Here is a 22,075-nt window from a genome sequence, read left to right on the forward strand (position 1 = left end):
TTCGCGCGACAGTGCAGGCTCGATGAGACCCGTGGCCTCGCAGCTCTCCCGCGCTGCGCGAAAACAAACCACTGGCAAAGTCTTGACGAGGGGTTTTCCCCGAGCGCATGCTTGAGACCATTCCCATTGTCAGCACCAGCCGCATCAGGACAAGAGGTTTGTGATGACTACCCTTTCCCGTCACAAGACATTGTCCGACCGACTCAATTCCCCCGGGCGGCCATCAACTCCCGTCCGAAAAATTTCCAGCGTCGCAAAGGCCGATCACTTGTGGCTCACCGTCATCCTGGCGGTAACTCTCCTACCCGGCTCTCACGTGCGGGCCGACGAGCCGGCGGGGAGGGAAGGAGCCGTCGAGAAATGGGTGGAGGCTTTGAAAGGGGAAGACGCGAAGGCCCGCGCCGAGGCCGCGCGGGCACTCGGGGGCATGGGATCGAAAGCTAAGGAGGCGGCACCCGCGCTCGTCAAAGCATTGGACGATGCGGACAGTGTGGTCCGGGTCCGCGCGGCGGCGGCGTTGGGTCGGGTTGGCGGGCCCTTGAAACTGGCCCTTCCGGTGCTCCTGGCGGCGCGGAACGACCCTGACGATGGAATCAGGGGGGACGCGGAGTCAGCCTGGGAACAGATCGGGCCCGGCGTTCGGGCGACCATGCTCGCCATGCCCGAATTGCTTCGCGGAAATGACATACAGACGCAGCAGAAGGCCGCCAAGGCACTCGGAACGCACGGCCTCGATGCGGTACCGGCGTTGGTCGACGTGCTCTCACTTGAGCACACGACCATGTCCGGCCCTGGGATCTTTATCACTCCGGCCCCGACGTTCGGCAACTTCCCCAGGTACTTTCCAGGCAATACCCCCCGGCTCCAGACCAACACCCGGCTCCGCACTGTCGCCATCGAGGCGCTTGGCAAACAGGGGTCGAACGTGATTCCCACCTTGCTGGCAGCCCTGAGCGATCGGGACGCGTCCATCCGTGACGGAGCGGTGCAAGCCTTGGGCATGCTCAAGCCCGGCCTGGACAAGGACGAGGTGATCCCCGCCCTTGTCCAGGCCTTGCGGGATCGGGACTCCTGGGTCCGCCAGAGAGCGGTTGAAGCCCTCTCCAAGGCCGCCAAGTCGTCGCCGGTCGCGCTGGCGGCGTTGGTTGAGTCGCTCAAACATCAGGATACGATGGTCCGCCGTGCGGCCGTGCAGGCCCTCGCGCCGTCCAGCAGCAGTGGGCCGGCGGACACCCTCGTCCGGAATCGGATGATGGCCACGACCAAGATGGCCGTTCCACGGGACACACCAACGATCGCGATCGCGCCGCTGGGATTGGCCCAGGCTTCGACAGTCCCCGGGTTGATTGCGGCCCTGAACGACTCGGACTCCTATGTCCGGCTCAAGGCGGCCGAGGCGCTCGCTCGGATGTCCCCGCCAGTCAAAGAGAGTCTGCCGGCGCTGGTGGAGCATCTGTCGGACCGGGATTCCAATATCCGGCAGTTGGCCGGGCAAACCCTGGAGGGATTGGGTCCTCGGGCCGGGGAGGTCGCCCCTGCCTTGCGCGGGTTGCTGAAAGGAAACGACCCGTTCGTCCGCGTGATCGCAGCCCGGGTACTCGGCCACACCGGCCCCGAGGGAAAGGCACTGGCACTGCCTGTGCTCCAAGAGGCACTCGACGACGAAGACGCACCAGCCCGGCTCAGGGCAGCCGAGAGCCTCTGGGACCTGGGCCATGCCGACGAGGCCATCCCCGTGGTCATCGCCGCGCTTGGCGACCACAACGGGTCGAACAACCTCAGTAACCAGGCCAGACAAATCCTCCAGCGGATCGGGCCAGGGAACAAGGAGGCGGTCCCAGCCCTCCTCGAAGCGTTCAAGACTAGTGATCCGAACACGCGCAACCAGATCCTTCAGATCCTCCAACGTATGGGCCCCGCCGCCCGCGAGGCGGCCCCGGACCTCCTCGCGCTGGTCCAATCGAAAGACGTTGGCATCCGCACCGCGGCGCTCCAGGTCCTGCGGCAGCTCGGTCTCCTCCCCAAGGAGTCAGTCCCTGCGGTCATCAAGGCGGTCAAGGAGAGCGACGCCAACTTCCGGAGCCAGGTCATCCCACTCCTCGGGCAACTCGGCCCCGAGTCGAAGGCGGCAATCCCCGCCCTGGCCGAACTCCTGAAAGACCCGCTCTCGAATCGCCGGGCCGAGGCCTTCCAGGTCTTGAGCCTAATCGCCCCCCAGGCCCCCGAGGAGGCGGCCCAAGTCCTGGTCGAGGTGATGAAGGAGAAGGACGTCAACCTCCGCACCCAGGCCGCGCGACTCCTCGGGCAGTTGGGTGAGGCCGGCGAGGCGGCAATCCCGGCTGTGATCGAAATGCTCAAGGATCCGCTTCCCGCCAATCGCCTCCAGGCCATCCAGCTCCTCAGTCAGTTCAGTCCCGCGACGAAATCGACGGCGGCCGCCCTTGCCAAGGCCCTCCGCGACCAGGACAACGCCGTTCGCGTCCAGGCAGTCCAGGCGCTCGGGCAAATGCCCCGACAGGTCGTGGCGAGCCTGGCATCGTCGCTCAAGGAAGCCCTGAAAGACCCAGACCCCACGATCCGGGTCAGCGCACTCATGGTCCTGACGTCAGGTGGCCTGGGAATGAGGTCCAACGTCACAGCCTCCGTCGAGTTCCCGAAGGTTCCAGAGCCGAGCCTCCGCCCGGCACTCCTCGAATTATCGAGGGACTCCGAATCGAATATCCGACTCCAGGCCGTCCAGGCCCTCAGCAGCCTCAGCCGTGACCGGGCGATCGCCTCCGCCCTGATGGAGCGATTGGACGATCCCGACCGATTCGTTCGCCTCCGGGCAGCCCAGGCACTCGCCAGGGCTTCGGCCGGCTCCGAGGAGGCCCGGGTTGGCCTCCGTGGGCTGGTCTCGGCGTTAGAGGAGACTCGCTCCGAGATCCGGTTGCAGGCGGCAGGAACTCTCGGGCAACTCGGAATGCGGGCCAAGGAGGAGCTCCCCGCGCTGACGGAGCGACTGAAGGATCCCGATCCTTCCATTCGATACCAGATCGCCCTGGCCCTCTGCCGGATGGGACCAGAGGGGCAGCAGGCGGCAGCCCCAGTGCTGATTGAGGTCGCCAAGCAGGGCGAGCCCAACAACCGCCCCGTCGCAATCAAGGCGCTGCGACGGATGGGAGCGGTGGAGAGCAAGCTGGCCCTGCCGGCGCTCCTGGAACTGCTCAGGTCTTCCGATACGGGTGTCTCCTTCCAGGCCGGCGAGGCACTCATCCAGCTCGGGCCACTGGCGAAGGACGCGATCCCCGAACTGCTCGAGATGCTCAAGGACGGCAATCCGAGCACGCGCTATCAGGCCGCGCGTCTGCTCGACCGGATGGGCCCGATGGGGGCGAAAGCCGCAGCCCCAACCCTCCTCGAGATGATCAAGAACGGCGACCCGAACGCGCGCAGCCAGGCCATCGGATTCATCCAGATGCTGCCGGACCTCGACGTGAACGCGGCGATCCCGATCCTCATCGAGAAGCTCGCGGAATCCGATCTGAACGTCCAGTCCCAAACCATTCAGAACCTCGGGCAGATCGGCCCCGAGGCGAAAGATGCGATCCCCGCGCTGAAGGAGGTGCTGAAGGAGCCCCAATCCCCCTTCCGCCTCCAAGCCGCCCAAGCCCTCGGGAAGATCGCCGGGGATGACGATCCGGCCGTCTTCGACGCGATGGCGGAATTGCTCAACGATGCCCGGCAGTCCTACAACCGCACCCAGGCCGCCAATGCGCTGGCTCTGATGGGCCCGGCGGGGGCGAAGCTCGCTCTGCCAGCCCTGATCGACTCATTGCAGTCTCCCGAACGATACACTCGCAGCCAGGCACTCCAAAGCCTCGGCCGACTGAGGGGACCCGAGATCAAGCAGGCCCTGCCGGCGATCATCGCGGTCCTCGACAATATCGATCCCACGACCCGAAACCAGGCCGCCACCACGCTCGAGCAGCTCGGCAACGAGGCGAAGCCCGCGATTCCGGCACTCGCCGCGCAGCTCGCGAAGACAAACGACCGGACGCTGGGCTCCGCCCTCGTGCGCGTCCTCGGCCGGATCGGTCCCGAGGCCGTGCCTACCTTGATCGCGGCGACGAAGACGGCCAAAGGGCCGACCCGCTCGGAGGTCGTCAACGCCCTGGGACAGATCGGCCCCGCGGCCGGCCCTGCGACCCCGGCTCTCGTCGACCTCCTTGGCGACGACGACGCCTTTCTCAGACATGCCGCCATCAGTGCCCTGGCGGAGATCGGGCTCGACGCCGTGGGGCCCCTGACCGGGCGTCTGAGCGACGAAGAAGCGGCCGGCCGTCAAGCCGCAGCAGAGGTTCTCGGCCGGCTCGGCCCCGGGGCGAAGGAAGCGGTTCCCGCTCTGACTCTCGCCTTGAAAGACAAGACGGCCGCCGTCCGAGTCGCTACGGCCAACGCCCTCCGTCTGATCGATGGCGAACAAGAGGCCGCCGTCGTTCCGGTCCTGGCCGACGGCCTCCAGGATGACGATGCCAACGTGCGGCGGGCCGCGACCGAGGCCCTTGCCCGGATCAATCCCGTCCCTGCCGAGCTTGCCCCCAACCTCACCACGGCCCTCGAAGAGGCCGATGGAGTGACCCGGTTGCACGCAGCCTCGGCCCTCGCCCGCCTGCCAGGGCAGACGGACAAAGCGGTCGCCGTGCTTGCCGACTTGCTGGACGATCCTCTCCTCTGCAGTTCCTCACTCACAGCGCTCGACCAACTCGGTCCGACAGCGAAGGGAGCCTTCTCCAAACTGGTCGATCGGCTGAACGAAGCGTACGACGACCCCGTCTTCGGCCAACTTGCAAACACCCTGGCCCGGGTCGCCGGCGCCGAGGCGGTCGCCCCCTTGCTCAAGGCACACGCAACGGCCGACACGCGGCATCAACCGATGGTCGTCGCGGCCCTGGCCCTAACCGGCCCGGCGGGAGTCGATCCTCTCACCCGCATGCTGGCCAGCGAGGAAGCCGAGTTCCGCGAGCAGGCCGCCCGGGCGCTCGGGTCAATGGCCCGCGAGGTCAAGGACGGGGGACCCGCACTGCATGAAGCTCTCAAAGACAAGGAAAAGGGCGTCCGGTTGGAAGCCGCGATCGGCCTGGCGCAACTGGGAGGCGAAGCCGGGGCGTCGGCACTCCCAACACTCCTCGCCACAGCCAAGGACTCCCCCCTTCCCGACCGCCTCCGCGCCATTGAGGCCCTCGGTGCTCTCGGCCCCCCAGCCGCCTCAGCCGTCCCCACACTCGCCCTGGCGCTGAAGGGAAAGGACCTCCTCCGCCTCCGCGCAGCCGAGGCCCTCGGCCGGATCGGCCCCCTGAGCCGGGAGGCTGCCCCAGACCTCGAACGGCTCCTGAGCGACCCCGACCTCCTGACCCAGGCACGGGCCGCGATCGCGCTTCGCGAGGTGGGCTGCGAGACCGAGACGGCCGTCGACGTGCTTATCGAGGCCCTCCGCTCACCAGTCTTCCGGTCATCCCTCGCGCAGCCCCGGCCCACAGCCGAGACCTCGCCTATCCCCTCCTTCACGACCAACCGTCGTACCAACATCTTCGGCCGGGTCGTCTTCGATCCGCCGTCCTCTCTTCCCGTATCTCCCTCCTTCCGGCGCGAGATCATCGAGACCCTCGGCCGAATGAAGGGGCAAGCGAGAAAGGCCGTTCCAGCGCTCCGGGAGGCGACGAAGGAAGCGGACTCGGCCACCCGCATGGCGGCCGCCAAAGCACTCGAGGCAATCGACCCGGCGGCCGGCGCGACCGGCGTGGAGGCCCAATGACAACGCGATTGTCCCCTCTCGACGCAATCGACCCGGCCGAGGCCTGGGCCCCTTGGACGCCGTCGCCCAGCACCCCTTGGGACCGCAAATGGGCCGGGCATCTCTACCGCCGCGCCGCCTTCGGCGCCTCCTGGCCCGAGCTCCAGGAGGCCCTCGACATCGGCCACGAGGCCACTATTGACCGACTGCTCGTTGGACGCGAGGGCCAGGACGACTTCGACCGGCTCATGGACGAGCTCGGCCCCGACAGCCTCCAGCCGTTCCAACCCAACAATGACGGGAACGAATCTGCGCTCCAGTCCTGGTGGCTCCATCGGTTGATCCAGACCATGCATCCGCTCCGCGAGCGGATGGTGCTCTTCTGGCACAACCATTTCGCGACCAGCATCCTCAAGGTCCGTCAGCCCGGCCTGATGAAGCAACAGAACGTCCTGATCCGCCGACATGCCCTCGGCAAGTTCGCCCCCTTCCTCCTGGAGATCAGCCGCGACCCGGCCATGCTGATCTGGCTCGACGGCAACAGCAACAGCCGCGGCAAACCGAACGAGAACTACGCCCGCGAAGTGATGGAGCTGTTCACCCTCGGAGTCGGTCACTACAGCGAGACCGACGTCCGCGAGGCGGCCCGCGCGTTCACAGGCTGGCACACCGATGGCCAGAAGTTCACCCTCAACCACTTCCAACACGACGACGGTAAGAAGACGCTGCTCGGCCAAACGGGTGACTGGAATGGCGAAGATGTCGTCCGGATCGTGCTCGAGCAGCCGGCCGCAGCCCGCTTCCTCATCCGCAAGCTCTACCGGTACCTGATCAGCGAAGGGGAAACGCCCTCCGACGCCTTGGTGGAGCCACTGGCTGCGCGGTATCGCGACTCGGGCTACGACACCGCCGAGTTGGTGGGGACCATGCTCCGTTCACGCCTCTTCTTCTCGGACCAGGCCTACCGCCAGCGGATCAAGAGCCCTGTCGAATACGTCATCGGCCTGCTCCGCGGCCTGGAGGCCTCGGTAGAACCTTCGGCCGATTATTCGATGCAGCAACAGCCTCGGCTGATGGACGGACTCGGTCAGTCCCTCTTCGCCCCTCCCAACGTCAAAGGCTGGACCGGGGGCGAAGCCTGGTTGAACTCGGCCACACTCCTGGCACGCCATAACCTCGCCTGGAAGGTCGTCCAGGGAACGCAAGGTCCTTCGGGGATCAAGTCCAACCCATCGGCCCTGGTCCGCAAGTACACCACGTCGCGCGACGCCAAAGGGCAGGTCGACTTCTTATTCGACCTCCTGCTCCAGCCAGCGGAGGGCGAGGTTGACGAGCGGGCGATCGGCAAACTCGTCGAGTTCCTGTCGCAAGGGAAGCCCAGCACCAAGCCCCCCGAGCGGCTCGTTCGAGAAACGATCCACGCGTTATTACTAATGCCGGAATATCAACTCTCGTAACATCCAAATCGCCGGAGAAACGACCATGTTGACCCGCCGTCGGTTCCTGGAGCGAACCCTGCAAGGATCGTCGCTCGTCGCCCTGGGGCCGACGGTCCCCGGCTTCCTCGCCTCGGCGGCCCAGGCGGCCGAGCCGGGGAAGGACAACATCCTGGTCGTCGTCGAGATGACCGGCGGCAACGACGGCCTGAACACGGTCATCCCCTATGCCGATGACCTCTATCATGCTGCGCGCCCGACCCTCCGGATCGCGAAGGAGCAGGTCGTCCGGGTCGACGACCACGTCGGCCTGAACCCGGGGATGCGGAGCTTCGAGAAGCTCCTCTCCGACGGCCGGCTCGCGATCGTGCAGGGGGTCGGCTACCCCAACCCCGACCGGTCGCACTTCGAGTCGATGGATATCTGGCAGACGGCCGACCCCAAGCGCAAGACCGGCGGCGGCTGGCTGGGCCGAAGCCTCGACTCGGTCCGGGTTCCCGCCGGTCAGATCCCCGGCATCCACGTGGGTGCGCAGCAGCTCCCGCTGGCGATGCGAGGGTCGGCAACCGGAGTGCCGACGATCCACCCGAACAAGCCGTACGACCTGGACCTCGCCCCCGAGCTTCCGGGCAATTTCAACGGCTCCATTGTGCCAACCAGGCGAGGCGGCCAGCCTAGTGAGCCCGCAATCGACAAACACCAGGCCGATCGCCGGGCGCTGATCGAGGAGCTTGCAAAGCTCTCCCCGGCCCGCGACGACCTACGGCAGTTCGTCCAGCGCACCTCGCTGCAGACCTACGCGGCGATCGAGGATCTGCGGAAGATCACCAACACCAACGGTCCGAACGGCGGTCCCAACCCCAATAACTTCCAGGCCGGCTTCCGAAACGGCAACGGCGAGCTGGCGAGCAACCTCACCCTGATCGGCAACATGATCGCGGCCGGCTTTGGCACCCGAATCTTCTACCTCTCGATTGCCGGTTTCGACACTCACGCCAACCAGCTCCAGGAGCACCAGCAACTGCTCCAGCAACTGGCCGACGCCGTCTCCGGGTTCTTCAACCAGCTCGGCCGCTCGGGACAGTCGAAGCGAGTCATCCTCATGACCTTCTCCGAATTCGGCCGCCGGGTCCAGGAGAACGGCAGCCAAGGGACCGACCATGGCGCCGGCTCCTGCCTGTTCGTGGCGGGCGAAGGCGTCAAGGGGGGGGTCGTCGGCCCCCACCCGAGCCTGGCCGCCGACCAGCTCGACTCCGGCGACCTGCGGCACCACACCGACTTCCGCCGCGTCTACGCCTCCCTGCTCGGCGGCTGGCTCGGCTGCGACAGCGCGACGGTCCTCGGCGAAACGTTCGAGCCGCTCCCCCTCCTCAAGGAGAGCTGATCGGGCCGTGGTTCCGATCGCACGCCCATCGCCGCCGACAACGGCGGCGTTCCCCGCAAAGGGATCGGCCGAAGGCCCCGTGTCACTCTTCTTCGAGGAGGCTCGCGGCCTTCGCCAGGGCCTCGGTGAATCGTCCCAGGAAGGCGACGCGTCCCTGGCGATCAAGAACGGCGGCACTTGGGATCGAGCGAACGCCGTAGGCCTGAAACGTTGCGCCGAAGCCTTCGCCGGGTCGATCGATGGCAAGCGGCCAGGTCAGCCTTCGCTTCGCGGCGAACTCGGCAACCTTCTCCAGGGTTCCCGAGCTGTCATGCAAACCGACGATGACCAGCCCCTTGCCGGTGAAGTGCTCGGCCGCCTCGCGGACCTCGGGCAACTGAGCGAGACAGGGACCGCACTCGATCCCCCAGAAGTCGATCAGCACAACCTTGCCGGTGAGACTTGGAGGCGGCACTTTCCCGTCCCGATCGAGCCACGCGATCGGCTCGAGCGCCGGGGCAGGCATTCCCGCTTTGACCGGCGGAACGAACGGCTTGTAGCGCCTTGGGTCCGCATCGGCATAGGCAACAACGTCCGTCACCGTGCGCCTCGCCACCCCTCGATAGGTGTCGTCGCGTCCCTCACGATTGTCAAGGAACAGGACACCGGCTGGGACCGAGACGGCAAAGGAGTCGGGGGGGATCGGAGCATCGAGATTGATCGATTCAATCATTTTCACGAAAATGAATTGAACTTCATTTTTTTGACAGGAAAACTCAATACTCAGGCCAGGCACGATTGCCCCCTTGGCCGTCACTCTCGGAGCGAACTGCCAGTGGTCTCGGACCGGGTCTCCATTCGCCTGGAGGCTCGTCTCGCGGTAGACGAAGCCGGTTGCTTCGTCAGCAACGATCCGCGTGGTGAGTCTGTCCCACTTTTGCTCCAATGTAACCCGGCCCTTGGCCCGACCGACGACCTTACCGCCCGACAGAGGCCAGTGACAAAAATCATTGAGTCCTGCAACCGCTAACTGGGTCTTTGACTTCGGTCCATCGTCCTGAATATCAACCTGGGCGTTACCGGAATTATAATAAACATTTTCTCTCCCGTTATAAGCAATAACATTAAAGACGCGACTCTCATGCCCTTTTTCCCCAACATCATCCTGCCGGCGCCTGGGCCCATCGACGACAATATCTAAATAGAAACTTTCAAATGGGAAAGTAGATCAGGCGGCCCTGGCTTTTGGGTAAGCCGAACCCTCGATCTGGAAAGGGTTTGCCTGTCCCAGCCAGGTGAAGACTCGATCCAATAATTCCTCCAGATCCTTGCACCGATGATTCCGGGTGATGTTCTCGTGCAAATGCCACCATACCCGCTCGATCGGGTTCAGGTCCGGGGAGTATGCGGGGAGCAGATGGACTTCGATTCGACCCTCGTGCTTCCAGAGGTACTGGATCACCTCCAGGCTGGTGTGGCTCCCCGCGTTGTCGCAGATCACGTGGATCTTGCGGTAGCGTCGCAGCCTGCGGCGCAGGTCGTCGAGGTGCTTGATGAACAACGCTCCGTCGCGCCCTTGCTTGGGGGCCGCCTCGGTGACGAACACCTGGCCGGTCCGCCAGTGGATTGAGCCGGAGATGTGCCGCTTCTTGTTCGTCCCGGGGGTCTCGACCTTCGCTTGTCGGCCTTTGAACATCCACATCCGGCCGATCTTTGGGTTGGTGTGAACCTCGACTTCGTCCTGCCAGACGGCCGTCTCGTCCTCGGGCAGCTCTTCCAGGAGCTTCCGCAGTTCAGCCAGCTTGACCTGCCTCTCGTCTTCGTCCGGCTTCAGGGTCGGCCGGGGTCGCCGGTACACCAGGTGGCCGCGATGGAGCCAGCGACGGACGGTCTCCCGGCTGACGCGAACGCCTTCTCTTTCTCGCAAGAGCAGGGCCAACAACACACACGACCAGCGACTGCGGAGGAAACCGAAGTCGCTGGGGGTCGTGGTGGTCACCCAGTTCACGAGGATGGCGACCCAGCCGAAGCCCAGCCGAAAGGGCCGGCCCCGTTTCCTCCCAGTCAACCCTTCGAGGCCCTCGGCCTGGAACCGCTTCAGCCAGCGGTCGACAGTGCGTGAGCTGCAGAAGAGCATGGACTCGATGTTGTCCCAGGGATGGCCGTCAGCCAACAGGAGGATAATGTGGGCGCGAAAGCGGAGTTCGGGATCAGAATCCTTGCGGTAGATCGCCAAGAGTTCGTCGCGCTGAGTCGTCGAAAGGGAGAGCATGGGCGTCGTTAATGTTCGTCCGTGTTGAGTCGTCGGTGCAGTCCTCTGCATGAATTATAGGGGCAGGGCTACTTTCCCTTTGGCAGGGAACTATTTAGCGTGAGGCCATGCGATGGCCCGGCCTCGGGGAAAGTCTTTGGGATCAGTTCAAGCAGCGGTGGCACCTTGTCGGGGTCGAGCGATTCCAGCAATTGCTGGAGGCGATCGAGCGGGATGGAGTCGCCCGACTGATAGATCCGTCTAGCTCGCATCCGTCCACGCTGGATCAACTGCGATTGAGCTTGCCAGATCGTCCGGAGTCGTTGGCCAACTTGATCTTGTTCAGGTTCTTGGTCCTTGGCCACGGGTTCTGGCCGCTTCTTGAACTCGAACCGGGTGGTGGCTGTCTCGCTCGGCTTGAGGATCAGCATAGGGCTGGCCTTCGTCAGAGGCTCATAACCCTCGGGAACTTGGCTGACAAGGAACTGCCTCCGACCTGGGACCATCACAGCCCTGAGATTACCAGCCTGGTCCGTGGTGGGATGGTCGACAAAGACAGTCTGACTGTGGAGTGCCTTCCGGTCGGCCGAGGTATCAGTCACAAACTCGAACCCGGCTCCGGCGAGCACTTCACCCGAATCGGCATCGACCGCCTTGAGGACAACCACGGCTGCGGGGTCGAGCGAGATATCGACCGACGACTCGCGTGCGTCGCCTTTCACCTCGAACGACTGCTCCGAGAGGAGGTAAGACAGACCAAACGGAGGCTCAAGGCGGAGGGTGTACGAGCCCAAGGGTAAGGCCAGTGTCATGCGACCTTCGGCGTCGGTCGTACCGATCGCCCCCGCTCGTTGCATCTTCGCCCCCTGGGCGAGGACCGTCACCTTCGGAGCGGGCTGACCCGAATCGGCGAGGGTCACGCGGACCCGAACCGTCCTGGGTCTGATAAATTCATGATTAAGCTCACCGTCATACCCCAGGCTTCGCACCCCCTCAAGTTTCGTAGTGGACGTGGCGATGGTGGGCGAATGCGGCTCCAAGGTGAGGTCCTGATCGATCAAGCTGAGCAACTGCGCTTCGCGAGGTAAGCCGTCAATCACGTAACGACCGTCGGCGTCGGTCTGAGCCGATCGCCGAGATTCGGGCAAGGAGTCGATGCCGGTAAATTCTCGGGGCACATCGCCGCCGGCCGGGTCGGCCAGGCGGCAGTTCCACATCCCGGAACCGTCGGGACGTCGAGGATCGTCGATATAACCGACCTGGACCTTGGCGCCGACCACTGGAAGCCCCTGATCGTCAATGATCCGCCCATGGATGCGGGCCGGAGGACCGAGCACCAGGTCAGCGTGGATCGGCTCCCCAGTGTAGATCACCAAGCCGGGTTCCGTTTCTTTGAAGTCGGCGGGCCTCGGCGATGGCCGATACGACTGGATTTTGTGCCAGGCGAATGCCAAGCCGGGAGCCCAGCCGGCAACCTCAAACCTCCCTTCGGCGGGTTTCGGGATCGGGCTGGGATCGGGCTGGAGGACCGGCAAGGGAAGATCGCGCAACACAAACCGACCGTCGAGGCCGGAGACACACCGCCCGAGCACCTTGTCGCTGCCGCCGGGACGGCTCCGATTGGCGTTGGTCACCATGATCGACGCACCGGCCACGGGCCGGCCGTCTTGGTCGAGCGCGCGTCCCTCGATCGTCACCGGGTGGATCTCGGAACCCATCGCACCTCCGACCCGCTTCGGAGCGACGACCGGGACCGGGGGGGCGTCCGCCTTCTCCCGCTCCTGCGCCGGCCGATCGGCCTGGGCCAGCACGATCATCGGCTTCTCACGGTCCTGGGCGACCAGTCGCAAGCCCATCGCCCCGACGCCGAGAGCGACACCCGCCCCGACCATAACCAAGGCCGCCGTCCCGATCCGGCTCATGATCCAGCTCCTCATGGTACGATTCGCCAGGGCAACGGCCGACGAGGTCGCCGCCTTGCCGGAACCCGCATGTGCAACAACCGACAACGCCGCGTCGATCAGGCCAGGCGCCACCGGAGACGGCTCGAACTCGATCCAGGCCAGAACGGCGAAAGGGGCCTCCCCCCGCCGGATCAGCCGCTCGCGGAGCCTCGAGCGAGCCTCCGCCAAACGGCCACGGACCATGCTCGAGGTCCATCGGAGCTGATTCGCGGCCTCGTCGTACGTTTGGCCCTCCATCAGGCAGAGGACGACGGGCAGACGAAGCTTGTGGGGTAGGCGAGCGATCTCCTCGTCGAGGAGCCACCGAAGCTCCGGCAGGCCCGGGTCGGGGGCGGAGACCAGGGCAATCGCCTCCTCGTCGACGGATTCACGACGGCGACGACGAACAGCATCGGCCCTTGCCCGCGAGGCGACTCGGTAGGCGACGCCGTAAAGCCAGGGGCCAAGCGCCTCCCGATCCCGGAGCCCCCCTGCCTTGCGGACCAGGATCACAAAGGTGGCCTGGAACGCATCCTCGACGTCGTTCGGATCGCGGAGGAACCGCCGACAGACCGCCAGAACCGTCGAGCCGTGGCGGGCGACGAGCGCCCGGAACGCAGCCCCGTCGTGATGGATCGCGAACCGTTCGAGAATTTGTTCATCCGAAAGACTCGCAACGGCTCCCCGATCAAAGAGCCGTTCAATCTGCCCGAGGAGTTTATCGTCTCGACTATTCGCCATGTCGCCGATTCCCTGACCTCGATCGCCCCCCTCTGACTACTGCAAGTCGAGTGGGATACCGTCATGACTTTCTTGGAATCGCAAAAAAACAACCAGACGCTTGACTTCAATAACACAGAAAAGAAACAATGACGACTCGGCTCAAAACAACACCACAAATGAACAAGGACTCTTTCATGCGAAGACTCTTCTTCTTTGCTACGTTCGCCATGGCCGTCTCGCCGTGCCTGGTTCGAGCCGCCGACCTCGACAGCATCCAGGGAAATTGGATCTGCATCACCCGTTATCAGAACAATAAAAAGGTCGATCTGAGCGGCAAAAATGCAACAGCACTATTCGAACGCAATCATCTCACGATAAGCGAATCCGGAAATCCGATCCTCCACTGCCTCGTCACACTAGATGAGAGCAGGTCTCCCAAGAAAGCGATCAACACTTGGAACCTCGATGGCAAGGACCGCGACCAGACCTTTCCCGGCATCTACAAGCTCGACGAGAAGGCTGGCGTGCTGGAGATCTGCATCGGAACCAAAGGCAAGCGTCCTACAACGTTCATCTCTGAGGATGGGTCCGGCGACATTTTCCTGAAGTACAAACGGGGCCAGTAGACCAAGTTGTGAGCGATAACCCACCCGGCCGTTTTCCAAGGAGCACGGCCGGCCCGGCCGTATTTTCCTCATGCTCTTGGCAAACCCCAATGCCCCCGCAAGCGAAGCCACTCTCTCCCGCGACAAGCCCCGGGGCTGGCCTTGAGCACGGCCGAGTCATAGACTTGGTTGAGGAATCAATCGCCAAATGGGTTTGGCACCGAGTGCCCGGATTCACTCAGATCCCTTGTACGGAAATGCTATATTCGACCCTGGTGAAAGGGGCCTTCCGGTCCTGGTACGGCGAGCCGCCTGACCTCTCGGCAGAGCACGAAGGCCAAGGCCTGGTGCTGGTCGCCGACGGTGTGGGCGGGCTGGACCTGTGCGGCACGGCCCTGCGATACGTGATGGGATCGCTGGGGGTGAAGCACAGTGTGCGGGTCGTGACCTGGGGGCACGGCTTCGGTCGCTGGCACGCCGACCTGACCAATGTCCGCAACCGCGACTCCCGAGCCTGCGAGATCGCCGCCGAGGTGGCCGCCTTCCGCGAGCGAGTGCCAGGCGCCCCCGTCTTCCTGGTCGGCAAGTCAGGGGGGACGGGGCTAGTGGTCAAGGCGCTCGAGCACCTGCCCGAGGGGGCCGTGGAAGCAGCCGTCCTGCTCTCCCCGGCACTCTCGCCGAGCTACGACCTGTCGCAGGCCCTTCGCGCCGTCAGACGCGAGATGGTCGTCTTCTGGTCCCCCCTCGACGTCATCGTCCTGGGGTTGGGGACGCGGATCTTCGGCACGATCGACCGGATCAAGTCGGTCAGCGCGGGGCTGGTCGGGTTCCGCATGCGGGAACCTCGGGACGAAGCGAAGCGGCTCCAGTATGCCAAACTCCGCCAGATCCGCTGGACCCCGGCCATGGCAAGGACCGGCTATCTCGGGGGTCACGTTGGGCCGGACAATCCGGCCTTTCTCAGGAAGTACGTTGTACCGCTGTTGCGGGTTGCAGACCCCGACCATTGTTGAATCGTTCTGGGGGTCAAGCCGGCCGGGTCTCGCGCCGATAACCTAATGGCCCGGGGGTGGCGATGCCAATCGCCGCCGACCGGAACGGTCACCTGGCGACGAGCCAGGTTCGGGCAAGCAAGTGTCCCAAAGGAGAGCGCAAGGGCCATGACCCAACCCGAAAAGGGTCACAGCCCGTGCGCTCTCCTCCGTCAGGTGAGTGTCCTCAAGAACTGGCACCGTGAGGCCTCAACGCGCGGCGGTCTCCACCCCATCTTCTAGGAGCTTGCTCCTAACCTGCCCGCACAATCATGCGGGGTGGGGCCGCCACGCGCTTGACCTTTTTCTTCGGTCTCCCGACCGCTCGCCAGGCCGGCTCCCGCCGGCCTGGCTTGACCTCGGGCCTGAGAAATTGATACGAAGAGGGGTAAATCGTCGCCCCACCATGCCGGAACCGGCCACATGGAGCCGAGCTTTGGCAGGTGCGACGGGAAAGTTCCCGGTGGCGACGTCCCCTTTTTTTTTGGATCAATCGACCTCCGCCCGTCCCGTTCCTTATCTTTGTTGAGGAGTTCTGACGCAACGATGAGCACGCACCCCGCCCCGATCGCCGCCGTCCGCGGTCGCGAGATCCTGGACAGCCGCGGCAATCCCACCGTCGAGGTCGATGTGATCCTGGCCGACGGAACACTCGGTCGCGCCGCCGTTCCCTCAGGAGCCAGCACCGGCGCCCACGAGGCCGTCGAGCTCCGCGATGGCGACAAGAATCGCTACCTCGGCAAGGGGGTCACCCAGGCCGTCGCCAACGTCAACACCGAGCTGGCCAAGGCGGTCATCGGCCGAGACGCCGGCGACCAGTCAGGCCTCGACGCCGCCTTGCTCGCCGCCGACGGCACCGATAACAAGGGTAAGCTCGGTGCCAATGCGATCCTAGGGGTCTCGATGGCCACCGCCAAGGCGGCCGCCAAGGCCCACGGGCTGCCGCTCTACCGCTACCTCGGCGGGGTCGACGCTCGCGTCCTGCCCGTGCCGATGATGAATATCCTCAACGGCGGCGCGCATGCCGACAACAACGTCGACGTCCAGGAATTCATGGTCATGCCCACCGGCGCGGCCAGCTTCCGCGAGGCGTTGCGCTGCGGGGCCGAGATCTTCCATAGCCTCAAGGCCGTCCTCAAGGCCAAGGGCCTGAACACCTCCGTCGGCGACGAAGGCGGATTCGCCCCCAACCTCAAGAGCAACGAAGAGGCCATCGAGGTCATCCTCCAGGCGATCGACAAGGCCGGCTACAAGGCGGGCACCGACGTCTTCCTCGCCCTCGACGTCGCCTCCACCGAGTTCTTCAAGAACGGGGTCTACACGCTCGAGAACGAGAAAGAGCCCAAGAAGACCCCCGAGCAAATGGTCGAGTTCCTCGCCTCCTGGGTCCGCCAGTACCCGATCAAGTCGATCGAGGACGGCTGCTCCGAAGACGACTGGCACGGCTGGAAGCTCCTGACCGAAGCTGTGGGCAAAGACGTCCAGCTCGTGGGCGACGACCTCTTCGTCACCAACACCAAGCGGCTCCAGTTCGGGATCGACGGCGGCGTCGCCAACAGCATCCTGGTCAAGGTCAACCAGATCGGCACGCTGACCGAAACCCTCGACGCCGTCAAGCTCGCCCAGCGGAACCGCTACTCGGCCGTCATCAGCCACCGTTCAGGTGAGACTGAGGACTCGACGATCGCCGACATCGCCGTCGCCACCAACGCCGGCCAGATCAAGACCGGCAGCGCCTCGCGCTCGGACCGGATCGCCAAGTACAACCAGCTCCTGCGCATCGAAGAAGAGCTCGGTTCGACCGCACGTTACGGCCTGAAGTGAACCCGACGCGTACGTCCATGAGCGAATGACGAATCACAGGCGAGGGCCAATGACCTCGCCTGTGATTTTTTTTCGAACTCGGGCCCGCTCAAAACGCGTCGGCGCTGATGATCTCGCCCCCGGCGATCGTCTGGATCGCAAACCAGGTCCCCGGGTTGATCGAATCCTTGATGAATCGAACGCTCCCATCGCCAAAGAGCATGTTCATCCCCGCTGGATGCTTGCTCCCCAGGGTCCACGCGTACGGCAGATCCTGGGGATTGGAGGCCGGCGCCGTCGTGATGTTTTTTCCGTTGGGCAGGTATTGGGGGTAACTGGCAACGGACGGCGGCACGACGAGGCCATGAACCGAGGTGTAGTTACCGGCTCCCCACCAGGTTCCCCAACTCGTGCTGACCGTCCGCTGGAACGACTCGCCGATGGCGGCCGTGTTGCTGGAGCCGTCACTGATCTGACTCAGGCTGGTGGACAGGTCGGTGTAGAACAGGGCGCGGGTATTCGGGGCAGGTGAGTTAGCCGTCGCGGCGCAATACGAGTCGCTATAAATCGAGACGCAGAACTTGTAGTTGCTCCGCCTCGCGTTCACCCGCATGTAGTTGCCGGCCGTGGGGGCATTGTCCACGGGCATCTCTTCATCCGAGGGGCACTGAAACGTTGCGATCTTCGTGCCGACGACGGTCGTGTTCGCATAGCAACTTCCCAGAATGACGTTGTTCACCCCACTCGGGTTCATTGCCTCGCACGAGGGATGGCTGAAGTTGTATGCGTTGGACATGGCCATCTGCTCCATCTGGCCCAACAACATGGTGAAACCAGTGGTGTTGAGCACCTGGCCTGGCACCGGATCTCTCGGCCCGTTCTTGGCGGTGCAGCTCCCCGTGTAGAGCCGGGGAGGCGGAAACGCGCCCATCACGTCGTGATAGTTGTGCAGGGCGATTCCCATCTGCTTCATGTTGTTGACGCACTGAGCCCGCCGAGCCGCCTCGCGGGCCGCCTGGACGGCCGGCAGCAACAGCGCGATCAGGACGGCGATGATGGAGATCACCACCAATAGCTCAATCAACGTGAACCCGGCAGGCCGTGCCTTGCGTCGTGCGGAACGGCGAGCGCGCGGAGGCGTCATGACAATCTTCCCTAATCTGGAGCGATTGGTTCGGGTGGATCAGAGGCCAAGCGATCATCAAGGGTGGCGGCTGGGAACCACTCGGTGGCAATCCGCTTTGAAGGACCATCCGCCCACTCGTTCCGCGAAAAAAAATTTTGAGCGTGAGGCCGACGCATCGACGGGATCGGCCCTTAGCGTCTCATTGGGATTCTTGGCCGGAGAAGTCCAAGAAGAACGATCATTGTTCAGGCACGAGACGCTTGCGTAAGCCAATCCGACAAAAAAAGGAGTGATCACGCCGGACAACGCTTGAGCCTCAAGGCGGTTCTCGCAGGACAGAGAGTCAGCCTTGCCGACGCCCCCCGGAATGCGGGCGGGTCGCCCACAGTCCCAGGGAACCTACCGTTGCAGGATGATGAGGAATCAAGGGGGGATTATGGCTTCTCGAACCGCTTGATCAGAGTGACCTCGTTGCCCTTGTCGTTATAGCGGAACTCATCGACGAGTCCTTTAGCGAGCATGATCCCGAAGCCCCCCTCGCGAATCCCCAGTTCGTTGCGGACGTCGAGGTGTCCGATCGGGTCTTCGTCCGAGGCGGCGTGGGGAACCTGAGACGGGTTGAAGCCGGGCCCTTGGTCGTGGATGATCAGGGTCACAGCTTCCGGATCGATGCGGTAGGTGATCAGCAGCACCAATTCCGCATTCTTGCGATGCCCCCACTCGATCGCATTGCCCCCCATCTCCAGAACAACCTGCTTCAGATCCTTGATCTGCCGCTCGTTCAGCGGAGTGTGCGCGAACAGGTCGGCCAACATGTCGTTAGCCTGCTGGAGGTAGGTGGCCTCGCTCCGAATGTTGAAGTTGATCTCGCCGTGGGTGCCTCGCGTCTGGTGCTCGTGCCGCCAGGCCAAGGCCTTATCAATCTCCTCGAACAATTGATCGGGAGTGAACGGCTTGGTCAGGTAGCCGTTGGCGCCGACACGGACCCCCGCCGCGCGATAACCGGCATCGTGGAGCGCGGTGACCATGATGATCGGGATCAGGTTCGTCTCGCGATCCCGTTTCAACTGGTCGCAAACCGCGAACCCGTCGATGTCAGGAAGCATCAGGTCGAGCAAGACGAGACTGGGCGCATGGTCGCGAACGGCGGCCGCGACTTGGGACCCCCCAAACAGTTGGACAGGCTCGAAGTCGCGGGCCCGGACCAAACTGGCCAGGATGTCGTTGGTGTCGCGCTCATCGTCGACGATCAGCACGGTACGCGGCATGGGCAAAAACTCAGAGGGACAACGGCGAATCTGTGTCGCGATCGATCGGCAGACCCTTCCGACGCATTGTCGCGCGCCGAGACCCGGCTGGCAAGCCATTGGCATGGAGTCAAGCCGGCGCCCTTGCACGACCCATCATAACCACGGAATAATAACTATGGTCGAGCTCCCAAGTTTGGGACGCCCCCGACCCTTGTTTTCCTTGCGGTCAACCGTCAGCTCGTCCGAACCGATCGACCGACCGAGACCCGTCCATGCAAGTCACGCAAATCATCGACACCTTCGGCTACGTCATCTACGGAGCACTCGCTCTGCTCGCCGTCTGGGGTGTCTACAACGCGATCCTGCTTTATCGCAGCCTCAACAAAAAATCGATCGCCGAACCGGAGGCCTTGCTCCAGCAAGTCCGCGAGTTGGGCCTGGGCGGCAAATCCGACGCCGCCATCGCGGTCTGTCAAGGCCCACCGTACTGGCATACCGCCTTGGCACAATTGATGGCGGTCGCCCTCAAGAACCGGAGCAAAGGCATCGCCAAGATTAAACAGCTTCTGGTCATGGAGTTCCACACCGAAGTGATCGCCGGCATGGAAAACCGCCTGGCCACGATCTCCACCATCGTGCGGATGGGCCCGTTGCTCGGCTTGCTGGGAACCGTCGCCAGCATGATCGGAGCCTTCGGCCGGATCGGCGGCTCCGAGAAGGTAAACCCGACCGACCTGGCCAACGACATTAGCCTGGCGCTCTGGGCCACCGGCGCAGGCCTGCTCATCGCCACCCCGATGATGATTCTGGGCAACGACATCCACGCCAAGCTCCGCCGCCTCCGCGACCGTACCGAACGCCAGCTTCAAGACTTCCTGGAAATCCTCGAACAACTCGAGAATCAAGGCCAGCGCAATTCGCCAAGCTCACGCTCGGGAACCGTTCGCGCGGTCCTGCCCCGCTGAGGAAACCGATCGGCCTTCTTTCATTCCTCACTGGTTAACATCTATGCTTCTCCGCCGACAAGGCAGCGAAGAACGCGACGAGCACATCGACATGACTCCGATGGTCGACGTCGTTTTCCAACTCATGACGTTCATGCTCTTCTCGGTGCAAATGACCGGCGGAGAGAAGGTGGAAGTCCCGATCGCGCGGCACGGAGTGGGGGTCGAAGAGTCGACCGCAACTTTCTTGACACTCCTCAAACCCGAGGCCCCCGGCGCAGAGCCGAAGCTCCTTCTGGGGAACGGCGAGGGGACGGCCGCAACCATGGAACAAGCCCGTAAGGCCGTGGCCGACGGAATCAAGGAAGGCCGCCGCAAGGTCGTCCTCCAGGCCGATGGCGGTGTCCCCCACGGCGAGGTCCTCAAAGTGGCCGGCGCCGTCAGCGAGGTCGAGGGGATCACACTCCACATCGGTGTCCAGGAAGCAGAACGCTGAATCGAATCAAATCGATTTGACTCGAGAGGGAGAGAGCGAAATTGGCGACCTGGGATGTCTTCCACGGCGATCGGTTGGAGGTTGAGCGCTCGCTGACGATCGAGGCCGTCCGCCAAGCCCTGGCGCAGGGTGACCTCCGCGACGACGACCTGATCCGTCCCGCCGGCACCACCGTGGCCTGGGTCAGACTGGCCGACTTTCCCGCCTTGCTCATCCCTGTTGACGATCCCGCACCCGAGGTTGAGGTCGAAGTCGAAACGCCTCCCCCTGCCCTTCCCTCGGTCGGCTTCGCCTCCGATTTTGACGAGAGCGAGAGCAACAACCAGGCCAGCGACTCCGTCGCAGACGAAAAGGGGTTCGACGCACCCGAGTTCGACGACTTCGAAATCCTCGACGACGACAGCCAGGTCGCCTTGCCCGTCGCCCACGACGAGGACACGAACAGGGCCAGCGACCCCTTCGCCGACGAAAACGAGTTCGACATCCCGGACTTCGATGACCTCGACGACGACAGCCAGGTCGCCTTACCGGTCGCCAGCGAAGAACAGTTCAGCGACGACGACCTCGAGATCCCCGGCGAGGATGACAGTCTCATCGCCTTGCCGGTCGGCAGGGGCGAGGATGATGAAAACGAAGGCGAAGAGGAGGAAGAGTACGACCCTCAGGAGGAAGACGAGGCGATTGCCGAGTTCACCTTGACGCGCGGGTCGGCCGAGACGGTCGAGGAGTTGGATCTCGCGGCGATGGTCGACGTGGCCTTCCAACTCGTCCTGTTCTTCCTGGTGACGGCGACAACCGTGCTCTACAAGAGCCTCGAAGTCCCCAAGCCGAACCCCGACAGTCCCGCCGCCGCAGCCGCTCAGGGGCACTCGCGTTCCCTCGACGAGCTGAAGGATGATTATATTTTAGTTGAGATCGACCCGGCCGGTTTGATGAAAATCGATCGCGAGCCGGTCAGGGCCGACATGGCGGGCCTGATCGAGCGGCTCCGGGACGCCCGGGAGAAAACGGGACGCAAAGCCATGCTCCTCTCGGCCGACTTCGCGACCCCGCATCGGAACGCGGTCCTCGCCTATGATGCCGCCAACGAGATCGGCCTGGGCATCGCCATCGCGCGCCCGTTAGGGTCCGAGCCGGCGGCAAACCCACCCCCCGTCGCGAAGAAAGCCGTTCAAGGCTGAAACGGTCTTTCCATTTCAGTTTTCCCTGGGACCGCCGCCGATCCGCCCGCTCTTGGAATTCGATTCAATTGATTTAAACAATTGAATTGCGGGTGGGGCGCCCGCGGTCCCAGGGAAAACCAGAATGGCCAGTGTCCTAACCAAGGCTCT

14 protein-coding genes are annotated in these 22,075 nt (G+C 64.0%); 9 read left to right on the forward strand and 5 right to left on the reverse strand.

Annotated elements, in window-relative coordinates; genetic code table 11:
* Positions 1–163 precede the first annotated feature (163 nt).
* From SINAC_RS36745 to SINAC_RS36755, 3 genes are read left to right on the forward strand one after another with little or no spacing between them, the layout of a single operon-like run.
* On the forward strand, positions 164–5,794 hold the full coding sequence (locus SINAC_RS36745) for a sister chromatid cohesion protein PDS5 (RefSeq protein WP_015250604.1): 5,631 nt from the start codon (positions 164–166) through the stop codon (positions 5,792–5,794).
* Positions 5,791–7,230, forward strand: coding sequence for a DUF1800 domain-containing protein (locus SINAC_RS36750; protein WP_015250605.1), 1,440 nt, complete (start codon positions 5,791–5,793; stop codon positions 7,228–7,230). The genes SINAC_RS36745 and SINAC_RS36750 overlap by 4 nt, the downstream gene beginning before the upstream one ends.
* Before the next feature lie 25 nt (positions 7,231–7,255).
* The gene (locus tag SINAC_RS36755) at positions 7,256–8,593 is read left to right on the forward strand and encodes a DUF1501 domain-containing protein (RefSeq protein WP_015250606.1); all 1,338 of its coding nucleotides are present in this window, start codon (positions 7,256–7,258) and stop codon (positions 8,591–8,593) included.
* Between the two features lie 82 nt (positions 8,594–8,675).
* Here SINAC_RS36755 and SINAC_RS36760 read toward each other — a convergent pair whose 3' ends face one another.
* The 3 genes from SINAC_RS36760 to SINAC_RS36770 form a co-directional block, all read right to left on the reverse strand.
* Positions 8,676–9,305, reverse strand: coding sequence for a peroxiredoxin family protein (locus SINAC_RS36760; RefSeq protein ID WP_237722838.1), 630 nt, complete (start codon positions 9,303–9,305; stop codon positions 8,676–8,678).
* Positions 9,306–9,800: 495 nt separating this feature from the next.
* Positions 9,801–10,844, reverse strand: a complete 1,044-nt coding sequence (locus SINAC_RS36765) for an IS630 family transposase (RefSeq protein ID WP_015244135.1) — start codon at positions 10,842–10,844, stop codon at positions 9,801–9,803.
* A gap of 68 nt (positions 10,845–10,912) precedes the next feature.
* Positions 10,913–13,507, reverse strand: coding sequence for a sigma-70 family RNA polymerase sigma factor (locus SINAC_RS36770; protein ID WP_015250608.1), 2,595 nt, complete (start codon positions 13,505–13,507; stop codon positions 10,913–10,915).
* A gap of 176 nt (positions 13,508–13,683) precedes the next feature.
* On the opposite strand from SINAC_RS36770, the gene SINAC_RS36775 reads away from it, so the two are divergent.
* The 3 genes from SINAC_RS36775 (at position 13,684) to eno (ending at position 16,949) form a co-directional block, all read left to right on the forward strand.
* The gene (locus SINAC_RS36775) at positions 13,684–14,115 is read left to right on the forward strand and encodes a TIGR03067 domain-containing protein (protein ID WP_015250609.1); all 432 of its coding nucleotides are present in this window, start codon (positions 13,684–13,686) and stop codon (positions 14,113–14,115) included.
* Between the two features lie 236 nt (positions 14,116–14,351).
* Positions 14,352–15,107 carry a serine aminopeptidase domain-containing protein gene (locus tag SINAC_RS36780; RefSeq protein ID WP_020467134.1) on the forward strand — a complete coding sequence of 252 codons (756 nt, stop codon included), beginning with the start codon at positions 14,352–14,354 and terminating at the stop codon, positions 15,105–15,107.
* Positions 15,108–15,671: 564 nt separating this feature from the next.
* Positions 15,672–16,949, forward strand: a complete 1,278-nt coding sequence (gene eno / locus SINAC_RS36785) for a phosphopyruvate hydratase (protein ID WP_015250612.1) — start codon at positions 15,672–15,674, stop codon at positions 16,947–16,949.
* 88 nt (positions 16,950–17,037) lie between these two features.
* On the opposite strand, the gene SINAC_RS36790 is transcribed toward eno, so the two are convergent.
* Together SINAC_RS36790 and SINAC_RS36795 are read right to left on the reverse strand one after the other, a co-directional pair.
* Entirely contained in the window at positions 17,038–18,072 is a 1,035-nt protein-coding gene (locus tag SINAC_RS36790) for a DUF1559 family PulG-like putative transporter (protein ID WP_015250613.1), read from the reverse strand.
* 416 nt (positions 18,073–18,488) lie between these two features.
* Positions 18,489–19,322 carry a response regulator gene (locus tag SINAC_RS36795; protein ID WP_015250614.1) on the reverse strand — a complete coding sequence of 278 codons (834 nt, stop codon included), beginning with the start codon at positions 19,320–19,322 and terminating at the stop codon, positions 18,489–18,491.
* Positions 19,323–19,576: 254 nt separating this feature from the next.
* Between SINAC_RS36795 and SINAC_RS36800 the strand changes: the two genes are divergently transcribed.
* The 3 genes from SINAC_RS36800 to SINAC_RS36810 are packed head-to-tail and all read left to right on the forward strand — an operon-like array spanning position 19,577 to position 21,925.
* Entirely contained in the window at positions 19,577–20,269 is a 693-nt protein-coding gene (locus SINAC_RS36800) for a MotA/TolQ/ExbB proton channel family protein (RefSeq protein WP_015250615.1), read from the forward strand.
* Positions 20,270–20,312: 43 nt separating this feature from the next.
* Positions 20,313–20,744: an ExbD/TolR family protein gene (locus SINAC_RS36805; protein WP_015250616.1), complete on the forward strand. Its 432-nt coding sequence runs from the start codon at positions 20,313–20,315 to the stop codon at positions 20,742–20,744.
* Between the two features lie 41 nt (positions 20,745–20,785).
* Positions 20,786–21,925 (forward strand): ExbD/TolR family protein, encoded by a 1,140-nt coding sequence (locus SINAC_RS36810; protein ID WP_015250617.1) that lies wholly within the window; start codon positions 20,786–20,788, stop codon positions 21,923–21,925.
* The last annotated feature ends 150 nt before the right edge of the window (positions 21,926–22,075 follow it).

Source organism: Singulisphaera acidiphila DSM 18658, assembly GCF_000242455.2.
GTDB lineage: Bacteria > Planctomycetota > Planctomycetia > Isosphaerales > Isosphaeraceae > Singulisphaera > Singulisphaera acidiphila.

Excerpts from the sequence above, each read along its gene's own strand:
- SINAC_RS36770 (WP_015250608.1), bottom strand. The coding sequence starts at position 13,507 with ATGGCGAATAGTCGAGACGATAAACTCCTCGGGCAGATTGAACGGCTC.
- SINAC_RS36755 (WP_015250606.1), top strand. The coding sequence starts at position 7,256 with ATGTTGACCCGCCGTCGGTTCCTGGAGCGAACCCTGCAAGGATCGTCG.
- SINAC_RS36750 (WP_015250605.1), top strand. The coding sequence starts at position 5,791 with ATGACAACGCGATTGTCCCCTCTCGACGCAATCGACCCGGCCGAGGCC.
- SINAC_RS36780 (WP_020467134.1), top strand. The coding sequence starts at position 14,352 with ATGCTATATTCGACCCTGGTGAAAGGGGCCTTCCGGTCCTGGTACGGC.
- SINAC_RS36800 (WP_015250615.1), top strand. The coding sequence starts at position 19,577 with ATGCAAGTCACGCAAATCATCGACACCTTCGGCTACGTCATCTACGGA.
- SINAC_RS36805 (WP_015250616.1), top strand. The coding sequence starts at position 20,313 with ATGCTTCTCCGCCGACAAGGCAGCGAAGAACGCGACGAGCACATCGAC.
- eno (WP_015250612.1), top strand. The coding sequence starts at position 15,672 with ATGAGCACGCACCCCGCCCCGATCGCCGCCGTCCGCGGTCGCGAGATC.
- SINAC_RS36775 (WP_015250609.1), top strand. The coding sequence starts at position 13,684 with ATGCGAAGACTCTTCTTCTTTGCTACGTTCGCCATGGCCGTCTCGCCG.
- SINAC_RS36765 (WP_015244135.1), bottom strand. The coding sequence starts at position 10,844 with ATGCTCTCCCTTTCGACGACTCAGCGCGACGAACTCTTGGCGATCTAC.
- SINAC_RS36790 (WP_015250613.1), bottom strand. The coding sequence starts at position 18,072 with ATGACGCCTCCGCGCGCTCGCCGTTCCGCACGACGCAAGGCACGGCCT.
- SINAC_RS36795 (WP_015250614.1), bottom strand. The coding sequence starts at position 19,322 with ATGCCGCGTACCGTGCTGATCGTCGACGATGAGCGCGACACCAACGAC.
- SINAC_RS36760 (WP_237722838.1), bottom strand. The coding sequence starts at position 9,305 with ATGATTGAATCGATCAATCTCGATGCTCCGATCCCCCCCGACTCCTTT.
- SINAC_RS36745 (WP_015250604.1), top strand. The coding sequence starts at position 164 with ATGACTACCCTTTCCCGTCACAAGACATTGTCCGACCGACTCAATTCC.